Raw genomic sequence first — 18467 nt, 5'->3', positions numbered from 1 at the left:
AGTACATCGAGATGTTTTACAACCCAAAACGGCGGCACAGTTCCAACGACGGGCTGTCCCCGGTAGAGTTCGAGAAGCAGTACGCACTAAACGGCTGACGACTGTCTACAAAACCCTGGGCGATTCAAAGCGACTTCTCGGGCCGCCACAGCAGAGTGAGCATTTCCTTTAAATGATCCGTGCCTGAGCCTGAGGAGAAGTTTCGGTAGGTGCCAGCAAGTACCGAAAGTCCAGGATAGTGCTTGGTCAACTCAGCCTTCATCCACTCAATCGTCTCCTTGCGAAGGCTCACCTCGGGGAGTACCAGCAGCTCGACTCTGAGCTTATGGGAAGCATTGAGCGCCTCGCGCAGAACAGCACGCCGCCGGTGTTCTGGCCACGAGATGACATTCACCGATTGCTTCCAGTAATGCTCGTTCCCGCGAAGTCCTGCCGCTCTGACATCGTTGAAACGATCACTATTCAGTACAGATTGCAAGGAATCGCATGTGCTCCCTGTAAGTGGCAGCCCATCAATACCAACTTCAACCACCGGATGGCAGTAACTGTCTGGTGCGCTGAGCTGGAGCAATGCCACGCGAAAGTGGGACGATTTGGCTTCGGGGCCATCGGATCCCGATCGTCGACGGATAGCAAAGGAAGCTGCTTGAATCTCGCGTAGCCTCGCGAAGAATTCATTAGTACTGGCGCTGGGGTTGCCCTCTTGATCAGGTGCCCGCCCACCATCCGCAGATGCCCCTACATCTGCATTTGCGACTGCACCTTGGTCGCTTTCCAAGGCGTGAGTGGCCATTTCAGACTCTGGTGCAGCAATGCTGCCACCACGCATCAAGAGTCCATGATCCCGGACCGCCAATGGCGGCTGTTCATCAGGACCAGTAGGTTGTCTACCTAGTAGGACTGGCCGTTGTACTGGGCTGATAGGCGCGCGTTTCTCGTGTAGCCCAAGCCATTTCCCCAACTTCCCTCCAAGCCAATGAACGGCTACTAGCTCGCCATCCTCCTTCCTCCTAGTCTCGGTCCAAGCGGACAACCTACGAGTACCAATCAGCACTCTTTCAACGCCCCCCCCACCGAGGCACGTGTACTGGGCCTTGGACAGCTGCCAGCCTACATCCTTAGCATCCGTGAACTCATCGGTATGCGCATCTCTGCGAAAACTTGGTCCCTCCACAGGAACGACGCAGAGACCAAGCAGCGCGTCAACACGAACCGCTGCACCGGCGACTGCGCGGACCAATTCATCACAGTCCGATTGGCTAAGCGCGGGGAGGTCGTCAAATGGCCACACGTGCGCTTCGTCATGCACATCTGCCCATTCGGACCCAGCACTACCATATCGCCACGCACTGATCACGGAGAAGGCCTTGCTAAGCTCTGGAATCTCCAAGGCCCGGGGGAAGGTGGATTCCAGCAACCCAACAAGGACTAGCATCCAGTGCCAAGGCGTTGCACGTTCGAGCGCCTCACCATTGGCATCGGTCAGCCATGTACAGATCGCGCGATAGTCACCCTGCGGATCGGCACGCTGCTCGTCCGGTAGTACCCACGTGGTGGGCAGGCCGAGGCTATCTTTAAGGCGGTTCTCGTTACCTTGTGTAAGCCCCCACACTGCGGCAACGCAACCCCTTAGCCCCGCCGTGGCAACCGCGAGTGCCAGTGCAAGCCGCAGCACTGGCCCGCCATAGACACCCTCCCCGGATTCGCTACCTTGCGGCATTTCCTGCATCGCGCCGTAGAGAGCTTGCAACAGCAAAAGCTCAGGACGGTTCTCACGACCAACTGATCCGGTTGGCCTGAGATCAATGCCTTGCAGTAGCCACAAGGGCAGGCGCCCAATGGCCTCAGGGAACACTAGGTGCAGAGTGTTGCGTAGACCGGCGGCACCGCCAGGGCGCAGGCGAGCAGCCATGCCCCGGGTATGCGCCTCCATGAGCAACACATACCATGTCCTAGTCCGCAGATCCTCGTCTGCGGGATAATTTCTTAAGAGGTCTAACGCCCGCCGTACCGTTCTTGGCAGCGTCCTTTCGCCCACTCCAACAGTGGAAATGTCAACCTGCGCCTCTGACAAATAGGCACCCTGCAACTTCCGAAGCTGCTGCCTAAGGACATAGCCTTCAATGAGCTCAGCATGCGCCTGCGTCCGCAGTTCACCGGAGGATTCGACCGAGAGGGCCTCTTCGGCCAATGTCTCTTCGCGGTTTCCCGTCTCACCTGACATATCTGCCGCAACACCAAGGAGATCGGCTACCGCCCACCCGACCCGCCATATATCAGCATGCGCCATGGGAACGCTCGTGGTACGGACCCGGCCGTCCCAATCATGGAACCATGCATTGACACCCAAAGACTCCCGCTTCACCGGCTCGCCGACTAGATGAATTAGAACTTGGTCGTCGCGCTCATGGTGTACCAACTGCGGCATGAAGGGTACATAGGCAGCCGCTTCGCCCTTACTGACGTCAAGATGAATTGCGTACAAACCATCAAATAGGCTGACAGCTGCCCTTGTTTTGGAGCCAAGCGACTTGACCAATTCTGGGCCGGCGAGCGCCCATGGGATCACCTCCTCGCTTCTCTCCACACCTAAACGTGTGGCCTCACTTTCCTCAGGACTGAATTCCAACTCTGAGAATTCAGGTGTGAGCTGCTCCCCACGCAATGCTACACCAATGAATGTCCGTGATCGCGTCGTCGTGCGCGGCGCCGTGTACACATACACGCGCCTACCTTGAGAGGTAGAAATACTTTCCAACGCATATAGCGAGCTGGCTCCATCCGAAACCGGAAGGTGCGCAATAAGCTTTATATCGCCGGCCCCTGGCACCTTGAACAAGTTATCGAACCCACTCAGAATATCTAGGCCCTTGCACCCGGGAGCGCTGTTCAAGATGAAGTCTATAGCCAACCCTCGGACGACCTCATCTCGTGCCTCATGCTCAGGTCGATTGACTTTATTCTTCAGTAGATCTCTCACGGCATCCGCAAGACGCAGGCCATCATCTCCGTACGAGCGAAAATTTTCTCGATTCCTCATTTCGTTCAATGGCTCCCAATCTGCAAGCTCATCTGAATGAGGGGTAAAGTACAGCGCTTCAGCAGCCAGACAGAGCCATTCCACAGAGGTCACAGCCCCTGCATGATGGATGCTAACTGAATGCCCACACGCGCTGTTACGCGACAGCCTTCGAGCCTTTGCCACAATCAACCATGCACGTCGTCGCAAGTGTGATTGATTCTCCTTTGCGGCGAGATCTCTGAAGAATTCCGTGCTGCATACAGCTTGTGCCAGGGACTGACGACGCGCCCGGCTTTGCGGAATTTCCTCAATTGTCTGACCATTCTCAACCCATGGATTAGGGTCAAGCAGCCGATCCAATCCCTCAAGGGCATACAGCCAGTGATAACCCCGTTCTTTGAAGGCGGGGTACCAATCTCCTCCGTCTTTGGTCCGGTGACGCTCGTCGTAAGCTTTGTCCCAGGCCGCCCAGAACCTGCTCCAGATCTCCGAGCTCGGCTGCTCTGCTAGGTCGTTGGTATCGCACGCGACCAGCCACCAGAGCCAGCGTGCGCAGAGGCCAAGGTCGTTCGGCCGCAGATCCTTAGCACCCATTGCGGCCCTTACTTGGGGAAGTATGGCGGGCGGATTTGCAACTAGATCCGGATGGCGCAACATCCGAAGGGCACACTGCCGGTTTACGCTCAGCGCATCCCGAGCCAAGCCCCACCCGGCTTCTCCGTCGCCTACAAGCGGCGCTTCCAGACCTGGAACCGAGGCAGCGAGCCCACGGCCCTCGTTTAACTGCCTCATCACTTCCTGTGGCGAACCTGCGCGCACGCGATCGCCTTTGTGAATCAAGGCAACCGAAGACAGCCGCGCTTCCGCTTGAAGGGCTTCGCGGAGGTCACCAAGTAGCTGTGCACTCTCGGCAAAAATGACGATGTCATCAACGTAACGGGCGTAACCTGCTCGAGGAAGCGTTTGTCCGCTTTCCGATACCCTAGAACTTTCCCGAATGAATTTTCGAGCACAGTTGTCTACCGGAAACAGCGCGATGGTCCCGATGTACGCAGAAATCACTGGGCCCTGAGGGATTCCCACAGTCTCTTCACCGCGGCTGTCGAGCCCGTCTTGCTCCGGGTTCCGATAGGCGTACCCGAACTGGAACCCCATCAACAGTCGCTCCAACGATGCCGCCCATTCATCACTCCCCTGCTCCTCTTTCAAACCGAGGATGTTTGAGAAACCGACCGGCAATCCTGAAGCGTTGATCTCCTCGATCAATGGTGCGAGTAGACGATCTCGGACTACAAACCGCTGCACGGTATCGTAATAGCGCCGAACATCTAGCCGAAGCACGTGGACCTGAGAGCCTATGGAGCGGCATTGCTCACCCAAGCACTGCATGAAGTCGCGCCAGCATTGGCTGAAAGGGCGGAACATACCTTGGTCTGAAGGCGTCTTGTGCCCCTCTAGCACCTCCATGTCGATCTGGTAGCCAAAACTCAACGTTGCCGGCTCACCAGCTTGTCGGTCGGGTTCATTTAGAGCAGAGAAGGGTCCGGTGACAATCACCTCGTCCCGTGAAGAGTACCATCTGACTGCAGGGATGCTGGAGGAGAACGTTCTTCCTCCCGCGCTAATACGATCATGCCTTTCAGTAAGCAACTCATTGAGAAAAATCTGTTGAGCGTGCAAGTCGGCCGGATGCGGCATTACTTTGAGCCGCGCGTCGTTCAATGCGCTCTCTTCGCTACTCAGCTTTCTGGGCAGATTGACCGCATCAAACGGCGCTGCTTGCCGCCAGGAAGAGCCTTCGGCGGTTACGCTCTTCAATCTATCAAGCGCGACTGTGTCGAACAGGCGCGCGTTCGCACCAAGCGTTATCCAAGCCTCTTCGTCACACGGCAGCTCTCCCCGACGAGAACCAAAATATGCCAAAGTGCGGGCCAATGCTGTTCGTTCAAACTCGCCGTTAAGATAGACGGCAGCTGAAATCCTGGCTAGAGCATTACCATCCTCTGCCAGCACTTGCCCCAGCTCATCTGCCCAGATCGACTCGACGTAGGCGAGACGTGCGAAGAACGAACTGTGTTGCCGCTTGCCACGGGCCCTATTTATCGCAACCGCAGCCCGAAAGAGCGCCCGTTCTTTCACCGCCGTAGGCAGAATCTTCCAGTTATCGTCGGCGAGCACCGAACTATCTTTACCGCCAAGCGATGCAATCAAAAGCGCTGCTTCAGCGGGTAGACTGTACTCTGCCAGCCACGCATCCGCATGCTCGTCTCCAGATATATCGCGCAGACATGCATCAGGATCTTTTCCAATGCTTGGCCGTGTTTTCCAATGGACACCCATCCACTGGAGGTCTACACCGACCATGCCCAGTAAATCTCGGACGAGCCGCTCCGCCCCGCGAAACCCAGCGGCATCATTATCAAGAAATACGCATATCCGAAGTGGCTTCGCGTTGTCCGCCCGAGCCTCCACAAAATCCGAAAGCAACCTGAACTGATCTTTACTCAGGCTCGTGCCCATCAAGCCAATCGCGTGTTTGCCAAGTGATTCTAGACGCAACGCATCCAAGAACCCTTCAACTATGTACAGATTCGATGGCCTGCCTTCCTTCAGCTCATCAATAACTGCCAAAAAGGCGGAATCCGCATTGAATAGATAATCTGATTTCTTAAAACCTGGCGTAAGACGATACTTCGGAACCTCGCCTCCCGCTACGTCATCGAGGAGCCTCCCCGCAAATCCAACCGCGCGCGAGCCTCCTTTTCCGACATCGTATACGGGAATTACAATGCGACCATCATCAAAATAGTCGCTGAACTGATCGCTGTAATCTAGTTTGTGCTGATTAATTCCACCAGGTGTTCGCAGCCGCCGGACCAGACCTAGCCCCAGCAAGCCGTCTAACAACTCCAGCCTCTCTCCGACTCCCAACTTATCCGCCGCAGCAACCAGCACCCCCTGCGGTATGCACCTCAATCCCTTGCCATACAAGAACGCCGCGTCAAACCCGCGATCGGAGCACCAGCTTTCGAATCGTCCCACATCGTGATGCAGGTTGAACTGTCGAATGGCAAAATCTAAGGCCGATACTCTATTACTCCTCGAGTAGGCCGCCTCGGGCTTTCCCCTCACGGGCTGGACGTCGTAGAGCCGAGCAAGCCACTCAACACTACCCTTGAAGTCACTCCCGTTAATCTCTCTTACTAGATCGACTGCATTACCATGTGCACCGCAGGCAAAACAGTGGAAATGTGGGAGACTCCCCTTTGCTGCGGGGTAAAAGCTGAGGGAGGGCCTTGTGTCCTGGTGGAATGGGCAGAGGGCGCTAACTTGATGATTGCGGCGCTCCATCCTCAGACCCAGGCGAGCTGCAAGATCCTCCAGCGGCACCTTCATCAACAGGTCGCCTATGTCATACCACGCCATTCCCAACCCCCTGCCTATTCAGCCATTGTCTGGGGAGCTTAACAGCTCGCCTTATAGATTCAATCCAGCCTGATGACGTGCATCACGGGATTCTTGCTGAGCCATCTTATGAGGTTGATCTCCAGGTCAATAAGCAGCCTCCCAGAACGCCCTCAATTCGACTAAGGACCCAACTAGCTGTGTAAACCCACTACGTTGTTCAGCGGCACTCTGAAGATGGGTCGCTGGCCGCCAATCCCGCCGGATGGCGAACGGGGCGATCGCATCGAACGCTGGATGGACCGGAATTGATCGCCTAGATGAAGGCGGCGGTCTCGCCGCTGCCGAACCACGGCTATCACCGCTCATACGCACAGGTGTGTCGTCAGCTCGTTCAGCAAGTGTTGTCAGCGATCGACTTGAAGCTAATCTATCGGGTCATGCGCGCGCATCGGGTTCCAAGCCCAGCCTCCATAGCTCAACTTGTCGCACTGTTAAGGCTGCGCCTGCTATGCGCCAGATCGGACGTGCGGCGAGCTAGCCAGGCGCCATAACTCACTATCAGGCTCGGAGTAATCCATGTCCAACACAGCTCAGTGCCGACACGCACTCATTGAGGCCACCGCCTCACTCCGTCTGGAAGGCCTCCCCATTTTACAGCGTGATGACGACCTCTACGTAGCGGCCGTTGATGGACAGCGGGTTGGGAAGTTGCGCGATCTGATGTTGATGCGTATACGCGCCGAATTGGCATCCAAGACAGGGCCTGCTCCCTGATAGGTCCGGCACGTCAATCTGTCTAACCGGATGAGCTGGCGCGGTTCATGTGCGCCCAGACCCAGGCGTCGAAGTTCGGATGAGACTTGGCGTGACCCGTTGTTCCCGAATTTTTGGGACCGCCAACGGTCTTCGCCGTGACGAATCCGGGGACATCTTCTTGGTGTGCCACCTTCATAAGCAGGTCAGAGCGCACAAACTCTACCCCGGCGTATGCTCGCTCAGTGTAGTTCCTCGCGCTTCCCATGCCCGGATCGAAGTGCAGGGCTGTTCCCGCTACCATCGCACGGCTTGCACATCTCCCACTCGCCGAGGCGAGGCCAACCGCCGGTTCCACCGCACATCACACACTCCTCTTCTTCATCCGCTGGACCGCACTCCTGCTCTGCGGACCTGAATTGATTGCTCATTTCCGATGCTCTCCATGCTGAAGGTTGATAATTTCTCGCGCCGACTGTACATCGGTTGACGACGAGTTCCCGCTGGCGGAGCACGGGAGGTACTGAGCTAGTTTGCGGCAAATTCTGAGGCACCGTCTATGCGCTAAGCAGCCACGTATGGGGGAACTTGGTTCCGTTGCAAACCACTGGGCTTGGAGCTTAAATCGTTTGGTGGCTGGCTCAACCACTCAAGTTATCTTTGGTCGAGCACAGCATCGCGCCTTTTGCTCGTTCCAGGGCCCGCGAACTGTGAATAGCGGACCTAGTTGCTGCCTCTGCGTCTTCCAACGACACCCGCGCCGCTTTCGCGGCCTGCCTGGCAACCTTTCGGGCGTCGCACGGTGCGAAAGGGCTCTGATTGTTCTGCCCAATCATACGCAAGGCGAGTACAAAGGCGCGATCTCGATGCAGTCGTGATTGATACCCCCCCTGACGTTGGTACGCGGCCTCGTAGTCTTCGTAGACGTCTACGCACATCTCGCGGGCAAAATCTCTGTTGATCTTCATGCTCCTTAAGACGAATCTCATCGGAGGCACGTACCGCTCTCCGCATTTGCTCAGTATCTCGCGTAAGCACTGCCTAAACGCCACGACCTTGGTGCCATGCCTCCCGCCGGGGAACTCCAGAGCCTGATACCCTGACCACAGGTCAATCAAAGGACGCGAAGCAGCTGCGACAGGATCAAGTAGCATCTGTGCAATCGTGATCCCCTGCAGCGCGGATAGATTCACTAGCGTTCTAAGAGTGACCCGTCCGCGTATAGCGTTGGAGCGCAAGCGTGCCATCGCCGCGCGAAGCGTAGCCGGCTGATTCGGCTGGTCAAGACTTATCTCAATGAGGCCGCGTACGAAGCGCTCGTACTGCTCGTACGGTATTTGCGGCTGTCCTGGAGTCGCGCAGAGCGCGATCAATCCGGCAAGCGCATGTTCGGCCCATATGTGGTGACTAGGTAGGGCAGCCAACTTTCCCAGCCCCGCTAAGCCTTGACCACAGCGGTAGCAATGGCGGCGCCGTCGATAGTCTCGCCCAGTCGGCTGGAAGGAACTGCAGGCCCGACAAGCTGCTTCCAAGGCGCAACGATGGACCGGGCAGCTCTGTTGCACATCAACCATCCAGATTAAGGGCTCGTAGGAGTGTTCCTCATCCCACTCCAGGAAGCATTGTGGGCACCAACGTTGCCGCTTGGTGTCGCGCCCCACGCCGGTCACCGCCAACAGGTCATCGACAACCCAGAACGTGCCGTGCCGTATGTGTTCGACGCCAGTTAACCGCTCAAGGTGCTCGACTCGACGCTTGAATTGCCTTCCAGGGCCGCAGAACCCGCTGGCTCCCATTGCCTGGGCGCGCTGCAGAACTCCGCTCGCGGCACGAACAGGCGGACACAGAGCACGAACACTCAAACCCACCGTCCATGCAAGCCTCGCACAGTAATGCTCGGCTGACTCCACCAGTCCAGTACCCAGGCCCATCAGGGCAAGTGGCGGCAGGACGCTCCAACGCATCTGACTTGAGTCAATAGTCATCGCCGCCTTACCTCAAGTTGGGGATCCCCAGCGCGCTTTCACGTGTTCTGATCGCTCAGTGACACTGCCGGCAACCATGCTCATCTCGAAGGCGTCGATGTCCCGCCATAGATTCCTAAGATCCTCACTTCCGTAGTAAGAGATCTCGATGTGTCGCTTGAGAATTCTGTTGCATCCCTCTTGCTTCGCAGCAATCTCGGCCCGCCCCAGCAATTCAACCACTTCAGCGAATACACCGCCGGTTGCGGCGAGGATATCGTTGGCCATCCGGATTAGGAGATCATCCTGCGAAAGCTCGTAGCGGGCGGCCAATGACTTGAGCAGGCGAAGGAATGGTAGCTTGTCGTCCCGACGCTTATCACTGTATGGAGGCACCCAAACGGTTGTAACGCGGCGTCGCAACTCGGAGTTGATCGACCACAATTGCGTGGCTTTGTGCACGCCAGTCATGACGAACATCACGCCTGTGGCTTCAGCTATCGCCATCAGATGGAGGGTGTGATCAGCCGGGGACTTGTCCCTGTGGTTGACCAATAGCGCTGTGACCTGATCGATAGATACATACTTGCAATTGCGCGCTCTTAAGCTTCGCTGCACCAATCCCCAATACTCGCCTTCCGTCTGTCTTGTTCGCGCGAAGGACTCCCACTCCGATGCTGCAGTGGCAAGCTCGCGTCGAATTTCCATTTTGGCGTCCTCCCCGAGATAGCTTCCATCCAGTAGCCATGCCAACGTTGGTGCGTGCAGCTCCTGGAGAATAGAGACAGCGAGCTGACGGGAACTGAAGTACGCGCCGTGAGGAAGTGTGGCGAATGTTTCGACCAAGGGTATCCGCCCAAGTCCCCAGCATGCAGGCCTTCCAAACATCTCCTGCATCACCGAGCGCCTCATCGTTGTCTTGCCCACGCCGGATGGTCCAATAATGAACACCATATGCCCAGGACGATGCTGGTCAAGCGCCATTCGCAAGCGCTTGCGTGGGCCCTCGTAGGCTGGGTGCTGAACCATCTTCATCAGTAATCCTCCCGTTCATCGAACGGGACGATGTCCTGTGCGATCGTCGGTGGCACTGTTTCAATATCAAGACTCTCATTGGTGCTGGGCATCGGTTCGGGGGCAAGGTGCTCTGTTGCGGGCCTTGCCGCCTGGGCTTGCACTCGGCGCGAATAGCGAGCACGCGCGACTTCGTCTTTCCTTCTTGCCGATTGTGACCGCAGCGTGGGTGACCAGAGTAAATGGAACAGTCGTTCCTGATCCGACAACAGCGCATCGCTCTGCACCCTGTTGTGGAATGCCTTGAACCAGGTTCCACGAACCTTCACGTAGATCACACTCGGATCACAGCAATCGCTGCGAACCTCACTGGCATCCTCAGTTCGCAGCTCTTGTAAAAGCTCGTCACTGGTGAACCAACCATCCGCAGTGCGTACGCCACGCTGGCGGTCGATTCGCTTCTTGGTCTCCACCTTGATCGCAGTTCTGATTAGGAACCCATCGTCCCATTCGCACGGTGTTCCGACAGCGCCGTAGGCCGCGATCGCCTCAGCTTTATTCTCGGCTGGCGTTATATCATCTGGCCCCGGTGTCATAGGAAGATCGTGATAGACGAACTTCAGGAACTCCTCGTGCACACGGACAAAGTCCGTCCTCGCATTGTTTCGGCTCTTGAACCTGCCGTCGACCTTACGTCCCATCTGGTCGGGGCGCGTGCTTCCCGGGAATCGGTGTGCTACTTGTTCGTTGACCTGCTTGATGGCGTTCTCAGCAATGCCATTCCAGGCGCTGCCCGCCGTTGGAGAGAACCTTAAACTGATCTCGCCATGGCAGAACTCTTGCAGCCAGCGGGAGGTGTTCTCCGGCCCTCGATCCAGATGGATCAACTTGGGTAAGAAACACTGTCTTTTGACGTACTCACGCATGAGCAATGCCAAGGCGTCGGTTCTTGCTGAGCCAAATACCAATGCATGAGCCATCGGATAGCCCGTCGCTCCGTCTATGCCGATATAGAACTTTGCTTTGCTTGCTGGGAAGCAGTGAATCAGGTTCGGCGCGCAGCGAACATCTAGATCCGACGAATCCACGTGCAGTGTGTGGCCATATCCGATCGGAGGCAGCGAGCGATGGCGAGGATCGGTGCGTGTACGCGTCGCGTGGTAGGCGCGAAAGCCGCCCGTGGATAGCGCATGGCGTGTTGGGCTCTCGCTTCTTCGTCTGGCATCCAGTCGGCCCCTACCGCAAGGGTCAACTCCTAACCGAAGGCACTCCTCTTCGAACACATAGAGCAAGTCCTTCGGTCTATATACCCTCCCGGTGTTCCAGTGCAGCGCGATGACGGTCTCTATGGCTTGCTCGTGTTCCGGAAGCAGGCGCGACGCTCGGTTTCCGCTAAAGGCATATTTGGTAAGACAAGCCGAAAGCGCGGATCTCCCTTCGGCAACAGCCTTTCGAACCTGTCGCTGCAGAGCGCCCATCCGTCGTGTTGCGGGCAGACTTCCGGCCTCAATCAGCGCAAGCCTACTGAGTCGCTGGTGTGCCCGCTGGAGGTCTGTAGCGGTTGCCACCAGCAATGGATCGTCCACAGCTGGTTGCGACTGAGCTTTGACAATGGATTCAAGCAGTAGCTTGTCCGCCTCCTTGGCCTGCTCCTTCGTGCCATACAGATGGAAGCGGTCAGTCCTAGCCGCGGGAGTGCTCTGCCATGGCCCGAAGGCCGCCGATCTTCCCAGCATCCAAAGCGCTAGGCGCGGTGTGAAACCGGGCACCTCGGCGAGGAGACTGTCCAGCAGACGGGGGCGCTTGGCGATTAGCCCAGCTGCCTTGGATACTGCGGTAGCTTCATGTTGCTGAAGGGCATCACCGGCTACTGCGTAACACGCTTCAAGGTTCTGGAGGTACACACCGGTTGGAGTGGGCGGTATCCAGACTCTGAACGCCAGGCCATGCTGCTGCGCCCATTGGGCGTAGGGGGAATAGGTCCAGACCGCGTCCTGCTTGGCCCAAAGGGAGTCCGGAAGCGCCAGTTGGCGCTCCAGCCACGATAGCGGCTTGCACTCCACTAGCTCTACGTTGTCCCTGCGAAATACAAGAAAATCCACATGTGCAGTGCTGATGTGATTGCGCCCGGACGCCGTGGTGCGCTGAACGCGGCGGCATGGTACTTGTACGTAGTAGCCCAGCACCTCGGGATCAAGTTCAAGCTCATAGGCAAAGACTAACTCGCACGTGTGGCTTTCAACTGTTCGCGCACTACCGTTCTTGATTGAGTTGTGTCTAACACGAACGTTTCTCAGCGCCGCCTTGCCTACGGTTTTGGTTCCGCTGCCGGCAATCATGTTCTCGAGCTGCCGAATACTGAGCTCACTTGCTTTTATTCGGGTGTAAAGCTGGTGACGGTCTTCAAGCGATAAGCCACCGAATTGTGGGTCTGTGGACATGCCGATTCCTCATGCGCACCTCACGGGAGCACCGTCCAAAAGGCCTAGGCGAGCCTTACCAGCCGAGTCGGACATAGGTGCCCGTGACAGGCCTGCGCAGGCTTGACAGGGGGGTCAGGGAAGGGGAAAGTACCGGCAAGACCAGTGAAGTCGCCGACCTGAGAACCCGTGAGTCCTACCTCACGGGTTTTCTTTTTCCGAATCCCGGGAAGGGAAGTTCAGATGGGGCTAGGTCATAGGCTGCCTGCCTCCCTCGGAGATTGAGGTGCCTGAGACTGAAGGTACGCACTGACATCAGCAGCGTGTGCGAACCACCCGCGACGACCTTGTGGGCGAAACAGCGGCACTGGTAGACGACCTGTGGCTTGTGCCCGCCTGAGTGCCGCCGGGCTGTTAAAGCCGAGCAGTCGCGACAGGTCCTTAGCCGGAACCAGCCCGCCATAGGTTTGGGCCACCCAAGCCACAGACAAGGCATCGGGTCCATTACTTGATAGGCTCACGTAAGCTCCAGTAACGCTAGGTTCTCATTAACCTTAACGCTCCACCGTTGCGTTTTCATCCAGCGAAACTGCCCTTCTAACGGCTACTTTTTTTGGAGGTTTCTGATGGGGGAGTTGCACGAAGCTTGTCAAGCACTCCAGGCGATGCAGTGCTCTAATCTAGGCCGCCCAGCCGCTGATGCATCGGCCCGGCTGCACTCCAGGATTCTGTGGAATATATGGACTCTGGTGGAAGGCGGAGAGGAAGAGCTAAGAGCACGCTATGTTCTACGGCGCGACAGCCTAGATGGTCCGTTGATGATGCGCAGCGATGAGTTCAGCGCTTATCGGCAGGGCTTGCGATCACTATCACTCAAGCGACGCGAGCACCTCGCCCTGCACCACCCCCAACTCGAAGAGGCGCTTAAGTGGCCCTTAGCAGCCCTCAGCCATCGAGAATGGGATATGAGGACGGTTGTTGGCTGGAATCGCCTATTTGCATGCAGTGCGGGGCTGCTCGGGGACCGCTACTCATTTCCAGGCGATGAGGCCAGCACTGAGGAAAACCGCGTGCCGGTCATGGCCTATGACCTGGATCGCCTTTACCAACGAGGTGACATCTACGGCTTTCTGATGCTGGCTTGCGCGTATCGCTTGTTCCACCTGCAGCGGTTAGCTGATCGCCAGTGGTACGCGGCAAATTACCTGATTCGAGCACTGCCTGGAGCATGCCGAGACCCCAGAGTGCGTCCGTGCGCGCATGAGTTGATCATACTTACGAAGCAACTTCTTCGCCTCCTGCCCGACACGAGCTTTCCGATCCACGTGGATGACAGCGTGATCTCTAGTCAGATCCAAGCCGCAGTGCACGAACCCTGTTACTTGATGAGACGCGCTGCTGAAAGACATGGCATTCACATCCCAGAGCCTGTGAGCCCGGTCATTCCCTACCGCTACCGAAGGTGCGCCGCTCATCAACAGGCTTTGCTGTTCGCTAGTGACGGATAGGAGTCTGGCCCGGTGAGACCAGCCACCTGCGCCCGGAAAGCGGAGACGGGGAAAGATGGACACTGTCCGCGCGCACTTCCAGTCAAATAGACAGCTTCTGGCAATGAGCTATAGGTTGATCCAAATCCAGCCTTCGAAATGTGTCCATCGCTCCAGCGTTTATCGTCAACGGAGCCTTGTTCCCGCAAATCCACCGCATCGCCTGCATCAACTGCCCGTGGCTGAACACGACCACCTGCTCATTCTCGGAGTAGGACCAAAGAATGCGCAATGCCCGCTCAGCGCGGACGATTAGCTCAGCAAACGACTCAGCACCCGGTCCATCCACATAATTTGGATCACAACGGGACCAGTAGTCCGCTACCCACTGTTTGCGATCTGCCGACGAGGTGCCAACGCACCGCTCCGGCGACAGATAAGTGAACTCATGAACCTCAAGGGGAACGGCGACCATGTTGAAGCGCTCTGCCAGTGGTTGCGACGTCTGCCTTGCCCGGAGGAAGGGTGAGGTAAAGATGCGGTCAGGCGTAGCGGACCAGGTCATTGCCATCGCGCGAGCCTGCTGTTCCCCCGTGGCAGTAAGGGCAATGGATTCTGGGTCGGCGGTTGCAAATCCTGCATTAGCCATACTCTCCGCGTGTCTAACCATCACTAGCATCTTCCCTCTCCTCGCTCTACTTGCCTTCTGGACAGGTGCCTGTGATCCAGGGCCTGGGAGACAAACTAATTCTGACCATAGGCTGTCTCACCCTAATATCAAGAGTCACTAGGCCTACCGCCTTATTATCGCAATGGTTCTGGACCATTGACACTAGGGCAGGCTACGTTTGCGTGCCTTGCGCTGCACACCCTTTGCCGCTCAAAGAGGGGCAATGCTCGGTCAGAACCCTGACAGTCTGCACATACTATGGGCGTCCGGTGGCACCTACTTTGGTGATCGGTTCACGTTTCGCGGGAGGCGCCGTACCTTCCATGTCCTCACCCTGAGGGCCGAAGAATCCAGGAGATACACCATGCGTGCCATTCTTCATCGCGTTACCGCCATTGCCGGTTTCGCCGTACTTTGTTCCGCCGCTTCGTTCAGCTACGCCGCCGACACGGTGATGGTTGGCGGCGCCGCCATGTACCCGACCAAGACCATCGTCGAGAACGCGATCAACTCCAAGGACCACACGACCCTGGTGGCCGCAGTGAAGGCCGCCGGTCTGGTGGACACGCTCAACGGCAAGGGTCCGTTCACCGTCTTTGCGCCGACCAACGCGGCGTTCGCCAAGCTGCCTGCCGGCACCGTCGATACCCTGATCAAGCCTGAGCACAAGGCAGATCTGACCAAGATCCTGACGTACCACGTGGTACCAGGCACCTACACGTCGCAGAAGCTGATGGCCGATGCGAAGGCGCACGGCGGCATGACCACGCTGAAGACGGTCCAGGGAGAACCGCTGACCATCAAGCTGCACGAAGGCAAGCTATGGGTCGTGGATGCGAAGGGTGGAAAGGCCGGCGTTTCCATTGCTGACGTAACGCAGTCCAACGGCGTGATCCACGTCATCGACACGGTCCTGATGCCGAAGTGACGGGACGGCATTGGCGGGCATCCAGCGCGATGTCCGCCAAGGGCCGGGCTCACTCAATCTCGAGCAACGTAGCGCCACGCAGGGCGTGGCGCTACCGCGTTCAGCGTAGCGCCCGCCGCTCCGGACATTCATCCGGATCGAACAACCCGTAGGTGCGCATGATCTCGAGATTGATGAGAGCCCTGCGGTATCTCTGCGCGGCCGCCTCGCAGTACCAGGCGATGCTCGCGTCTTCGTCCTTGGGTACACCGAGCCCGGTGGAATAGATGTATCCCAGCTGCGTCTGCGCAGGCGCGTAACCCGCTGTGGCCGCCTTGCGGTACCAGTTGAACAACTGCAGCTCGTCCTTCTGCACCCCAATGCCTTTGCCGTAGATGTCGCCGAGCCTGCTCTGCGCGTTGGTATCGCCACCCTCGGCGGCCGCTGTCAGATCTTCCACAGGGCCGAAGGCCCCAGGGCTTTCTGCCTCGGTGCACCACACTTCATGTTCCCCGCCATACAGGCAGAGCGCCATGCGGGACTGGCTGACGCCGAGTTGCGACCGGTCCTGCAGCGCTGCCTTGCCGTACCAACGCTTGGCTTCGGCATCGTCTTTGGCCAGTCCGCCCCCGCCCCGCTGATACAGGCTGGCAAGGTTGTGCTGCCCGGCGGCAGACCCCTGCTCGGCCGCCTTGCGCAGCCAGACCAGGGCCTGAGCGTTGTCATTTTCCACGCCCTGACCGTTCAGATACATCATGCCCAGATCGGACTGTGCCAGCACTTCGCCCTGCTCCGCCGCCTTGCGCACCCAGACAATGGCCTGAGCCTCGTCTTTGGGCACACCGATTCCGCGCAGGTAGAGCGCACCCAGTTCGGATTGGGCAGGCCCGTAGCCCTGCTCAGCCGCCTTGCGATACCAAGCCGCGGCCTTCGCCGCATCTCTGCCGACACCGCCTCCGCTGAGATACAGATTGGCCAGTTGGTATTCCGCTTTCGCATCACCGGCTTTTGCAGCGGTCTGCACACGTTTCAGCAACGCGGCCTCGTCATCGCCGAGCGCATGGGCGCTGCAGGCGAACACCGCCATACCAACAAACAGCACTACGCGACCCAAGGGCCCGATCACGCCTTCCATGGACTTTCTCACTCGTCATCCGCTCCAGATGTTCTGGTGGGGATGATATCGGGTCTGCCGCTGGTCCACGAACACCTGTCGCCCAGTCTTCGTGTTCTCAGCCGATCCCGCTGTCGCTGCGATCCATTGCTGACGTGACGCAGTCCAATGGCGTGATCCATGTTGTCGACACGGTCCTGATGCCGAAGTGACGTTACGGCATTGGCGGGCATCCCTCGGGATGTCCGCCAAGGGCCGGCTCAATCAACCTCGAGCAACGTAGAGCCACGCCATGCGTGGCTGCTCTGCGTTCTGGCACCGCGAAGCCACGCATGGCGTGGCTCTACGGAAGGGTACGGGCGTCGGTGGATCCGGTTATCGACGCGTCGATCACGCGTCAGCAGCGGCAGGGACCGGCAACGCCACACCCTTCGGCCACAGCATCCAGATATTGCCCTTCTGCTTCATGTCGCCGGCCAGCTTGCCGGCCTCATCGCCCGTGCCCCAGAACAGGTCGGCACGGACTTCGCCGGCGATGGCGCCGCCGGTGTCCTGCGCGGCGACCGGGCGCACTACCGGCGTGCCGTCCGGGCGCGTGGTCGACAGCCACAGCAGGCTGCCCAGCGGCACCACAGTGCGGTCCACCGCGACGCTGTAGCCCGCCGTCAGCGGCACGTTCAATGAGCCGCGCGGGCCGTTGCCATCGTCCGGTCCCTTGCTGAAGAACACGTAGCTGGGATTGCTGGCCAGCAGTTCCGGAATCCGCGCCGGATGCGCGTTGGCCCAGGTGCGGATGGCGTCCATGGTGACGTCTTCCTTCTTCAGCTCGCCCTGCTCCACCAGCCAGCGGCCGATGGGGCGATACGGGTGGCCGTTCTGGTCGGCGTAGGCGATGCGCAGCTGGCGACCATCGTCCAGGCGGATGCGACCGGAGCCCTGGATCTGCAGGAACTGCAGGTCCATGGGGTGGGTCAGCCACGCCAGCACCGGTGCGTTGGCGCCCTTGGTGTTGATGGTGGCGGCGTCGTCGTAGGGCCTGAGCACGCGGCCCTGTACGCGGCCGCGCAGGCGCTTGCCCTTGAGTTCGGGGTAGAGGTCGTCGAGCTGCACGCTGACCATGTCGTTTGGTACGCCGTACACCGGCACCGACGCCGCAGACGTGCGGGTCAGACTGCCGGGGTAGACCGGTTCGTAGTAGCCGGTGATGAGGCCGTCGGCGCGGTTGCCGGCGGCACGCAGTGCGTAGACGTCGAGGCGGTCCTGCAGGAACTGGCGGATGTCGCCAGCGCTGGCGACGTTGGCTGCGGCGGCGCAGGTGGATGCCCAGGTGGGGTCGGTTTTAAGGCGCGGGCAGGCGCTGCGCCAGGCGGAAAAGCCTGCCTGGAGATCGGCGTCGGAGACGGCAGGGAGTTCCTTCCAATCGGCCTTGGCGTAGGTGTTGGTGGCGGTTCTGGTGCCGGCGGACGGTGCGTCTGCCTTCGGAGTGCTGACGCTGCAGGCGGCGAGGAAGGACAGGCCCAGAAGGGTCAAGGCGGAGTGCTTGAGTGCGGCGGGGATGCGCTTGGCCTTCATGGGTGCTCTTTTGGGCGATATCAGCCGTTGATTGTAGGTGCGTGTTGCTGAAGCGGCGGACTAACAGTCCGCTCTACCCCGTCGTCCGTCGTCGTGCCTCGTCGTCCGTGGCGGTCGTTCGATGGGCGCATGGACA

9 protein-coding genes and 1 pseudogene are annotated in these 18467 nt (G+C 58.6%); 3 read left to right on the top strand and 7 right to left on the bottom strand.

Annotation, left to right across the window (positions count from 1 at the left end; genetic code table 11):
• Positions 1-98 (top strand): IS3 family transposase (locus ACREPD_RS11130; protein ID WP_046427907.1); only part of this gene is annotated, 98 nt, incomplete at its 5' end.
• A gap of 26 nt (positions 99-124) precedes the next feature.
• On the opposite strand, the gene ACREPD_RS11125 is transcribed toward ACREPD_RS11130, so the two are convergent.
• From ACREPD_RS11125 to ACREPD_RS11105, 5 genes are all read right to left on the bottom strand, one after another.
• Positions 125-6418, bottom strand: a complete 6294-nt coding sequence (locus tag ACREPD_RS11125) for a CHC2 zinc finger domain-containing protein (RefSeq protein ID WP_431599395.1) — start codon at positions 6416-6418, stop codon at positions 125-127.
• Positions 6419-7824: 1406 nt separating this feature from the next.
• Positions 7825-9114, bottom strand: coding sequence for a TniQ family protein (locus ACREPD_RS11120; protein WP_431599398.1), 1290 nt, complete (start codon positions 9112-9114; stop codon positions 7825-7827).
• Between the two features lie 66 nt (positions 9115-9180).
• Positions 9181-10182: an AAA family ATPase gene (locus ACREPD_RS11115; RefSeq protein WP_431599394.1), complete on the bottom strand. Its 1002-nt coding sequence runs from the start codon at positions 10180-10182 to the stop codon at positions 9181-9183.
• Positions 10182-12602, bottom strand: a complete 2421-nt coding sequence (locus ACREPD_RS11110) for an integrase catalytic domain-containing protein (RefSeq protein ID WP_431599393.1) — start codon at positions 12600-12602, stop codon at positions 10182-10184. The genes ACREPD_RS11115 and ACREPD_RS11110 overlap by 1 nt, the downstream gene beginning before the upstream one ends.
• Positions 12603-14171: 1569 nt before the next feature.
• Entirely contained in the window at positions 14172-14747 is a 576-nt protein-coding gene (locus tag ACREPD_RS11105) for a histidine phosphatase family protein (protein WP_431599392.1), read from the bottom strand.
• 355 nt (positions 14748-15102) lie between these two features.
• Here ACREPD_RS11105 and ACREPD_RS11100 point away from each other — a divergent pair, with 355 nt between their 5' ends.
• Positions 15103-15666 carry a fasciclin domain-containing protein gene (locus ACREPD_RS11100; RefSeq protein ID WP_431599391.1) on the top strand — a complete coding sequence of 188 codons (564 nt, stop codon included), beginning with the start codon at positions 15103-15105 and terminating at the stop codon, positions 15664-15666.
• Between the two features lie 100 nt (positions 15667-15766).
• Here the strand turns inward: ACREPD_RS11100 and ACREPD_RS11095 are convergent, their stop codons facing one another.
• A complete protein-coding gene (locus ACREPD_RS11095) occupies positions 15767-16780 on the bottom strand; it encodes a tetratricopeptide repeat protein (protein WP_431599390.1) in 1014 nt (337 codons plus the stop codon).
• Between the two features lie 122 nt (positions 16781-16902).
• Between ACREPD_RS11095 and ACREPD_RS11090 the strand changes: the two are divergent.
• A pseudogene (locus ACREPD_RS11090) lies at positions 16903-16971 on the top strand (fasciclin domain-containing protein); the annotation flags it as partial.
• A gap of 178 nt (positions 16972-17149) precedes the next feature.
• On the opposite strand, the gene mltA reads toward ACREPD_RS11090, so the two are convergent.
• The gene (gene mltA / locus ACREPD_RS11085) at positions 17150-18331 is read right to left on the bottom strand and encodes a murein transglycosylase A (protein WP_431599389.1); all 1182 of its coding nucleotides are present in this window, start codon (positions 18329-18331) and stop codon (positions 17150-17152) included.
• Positions 18332-18467 lie beyond the last annotated feature (136 nt).

It is taken from the genome of Stenotrophomonas sp. (assembly GCF_050737075.1).
Taxonomy (GTDB): Bacteria; Pseudomonadota; Gammaproteobacteria; order Xanthomonadales; family Xanthomonadaceae; genus Stenotrophomonas.
Note: the sequence above shows the minus strand (reverse complement) of the source record. Positions and strands in the feature narration are given on the sequence as shown.

Excerpts from the sequence above, each read along its gene's own strand:
- mltA (WP_431599389.1), bottom strand. The coding sequence starts at position 18,331 with ATGAAGGCCAAGCGCATCCCCGCCGCACTCAAGCACTCCGCCTTGACC.
- ACREPD_RS11120 (WP_431599398.1), bottom strand. The coding sequence starts at position 9,114 with ATGGGCCTGGGTACTGGACTGGTGGAGTCAGCCGAGCATTACTGTGCG.
- ACREPD_RS11110 (WP_431599393.1), bottom strand. The coding sequence starts at position 12,602 with ATGTCCACAGACCCACAATTCGGTGGCTTATCGCTTGAAGACCGTCAC.
- ACREPD_RS11115 (WP_431599394.1), bottom strand. The coding sequence starts at position 10,182 with ATGAAGATGGTTCAGCACCCAGCCTACGAGGGCCCACGCAAGCGCTTG.
- ACREPD_RS11095 (WP_431599390.1), bottom strand. The coding sequence starts at position 16,780 with ATGGAAGGCGTGATCGGGCCCTTGGGTCGCGTAGTGCTGTTTGTTGGT.
- ACREPD_RS11100 (WP_431599391.1), top strand. The coding sequence starts at position 15,103 with ATGCGTGCCATTCTTCATCGCGTTACCGCCATTGCCGGTTTCGCCGTA.
- ACREPD_RS11105 (WP_431599392.1), bottom strand. The coding sequence starts at position 14,747 with ATGCTAGTGATGGTTAGACACGCGGAGAGTATGGCTAATGCAGGATTT.
- ACREPD_RS11125 (WP_431599395.1), bottom strand. The coding sequence starts at position 6,418 with ATGAAGGTGCCGCTGGAGGATCTTGCAGCTCGCCTGGGTCTGAGGATG.